The following is a 1,569-nucleotide window of genomic DNA, read 5'->3' on the forward strand; positions in this document are numbered from 1 at the left end:
ACGCGAGGCGCTGCTCGCCCACGAGCGGGCGCACCTGGACCACCGCCACCACCGCTACCTGCTGGCCACCCAACTCGCCGGCTGCGTCAACCCGTCGCCCGGCAGGCGGGAGTTTGAAGACAGACCCTGGTCTGCGGGCGACGAACCACAACCCGCGCGCACCAACGCGGCCACCACCGCCATGCCACCGCCACGCCACAGTTGCGAGCAAGGAGCCTTCATGACGTACCGTCCGCTCGACGGCAGCAGCCCGGCAGAGCCCGCGCAGGACGCCGGCTCCTCACGCCGCGGGTTCCTGCGCGCGACCGGCGTCGCCGGCCTCGGCGCGGCCGCGTTCGCCGCCGGCGCCGGGGACGCGTTCGCGGCGTCCGGCGAGGACCAGCCCGACGCCTCCGACCGGGCCGACGGCTCCGACGCGGCCGCCCGCCCGGCCGGGACGCGCTCGCCGGTGCGGACCGGCACCGGCCTGGACCGGCTGCCGCACCCGCTGGTCATCGGCCACCGCGGCGCCCCCGGCTACCGCCCGGAGGAGACGCTCGGCTCGTACGAGCTGGCCCTGGAGCTGGGCGCGGACGTCATCGAGCCGGACCTCGTGCCGACCAGGGACGGCCACCTGGTCGTCCGGCACGAGAACAACATCGCGGAGACCACCGACGTCGCGGACCACCCCGAGTTCGCCGGCCGCCGGACCACCAAAACCGTCGACGGCCAGGCCCTCACCGGCTGGTTCACCGAGGACTTCACACTCGCCGAGCTGAAGACCCTGCGCGCCAAGGAGCGCCTGCCGCAGCAGCGCCAGCGCAACACCCTGTACGACGGCCGCTGGCAGATCCTCACCTTCCGCGAGCTGGCCGACTTCGCCCGCAAGCGCGGGCGGGAGCTCGGCCGCGACGTCTGGCTCTACCCGGAGACCAAGCACCCGAGCTACTTCCGCTCGATCGGCCTGCCACTGGAGGAGCGGCTCGCGGACGAGCTGCGCCGCACCGGCCTCGCGGGCCGGCGCGGGCGGGCGATCCTGCAGTCCTTCGAGCCGAGCAGCCTGCAGCGGCTGGCGAAGCTGGTCGAGAACCCGCGGATCCAGCTGCTCAGCGGCCCGACCAGCCAGCCGTACGACTTCGTGCTGGCCGGGGACAAGCGCACCGTCGCCGACCTGGTCAAGCCCGAGGGGCTGCGCTGGATCGCCTCCTTCGCGCACGGCATCGGCCCGACCACCCAGCTGATCGCGCCGGTGGACGCGGACGGCAGGCTCCAGCCGCCGACCACGCTGGTGCGGGACGCGCACGCGGCCAACCTGCTGCTGCACCCCTACACGGTGCGCAACGAGAACGCCTTCCTGCCGCTGGACCACCGCCGCGGCACCGACCCGAACGCGTACGGCGACGCGATCGGCTGGGCGAAGTACCTCTACGAGCTGGGTGTGGACGGCTTCTTCACCGACCAGGCCGACACCTCGATCCTGGCCCGGCAGGACTTCTGGTCCGCCCGGGGCGTCGGCTGACCGCCCGCTGACGGCGGCCCACCGGCCGCCCGGCACCGACGACCGTGCCCCGGACCGTTCAGATGGTCCGG

1 protein-coding gene is annotated in these 1,569 nt (G+C 74.2%); it reads left to right on the forward strand.

Translation table 11 applies throughout. The features are described from left to right. The first annotated feature begins 220 nt into the window (after positions 1 to 220). On the forward strand, positions 221 to 1,498 hold the full coding sequence (locus tag ABZ885_RS40855) for a glycerophosphodiester phosphodiesterase (protein ID WP_360200239.1): 1,278 nt from the start codon (positions 221 to 223) through the stop codon (positions 1,496 to 1,498). Positions 1,499 to 1,569: the final 71 nt, after the last annotated feature.

The organism is Kitasatospora sp. NPDC047058 (assembly GCF_040643935.1).
Lineage (GTDB): Bacteria > Actinomycetota > Actinomycetes > Streptomycetales > Streptomycetaceae > Kitasatospora.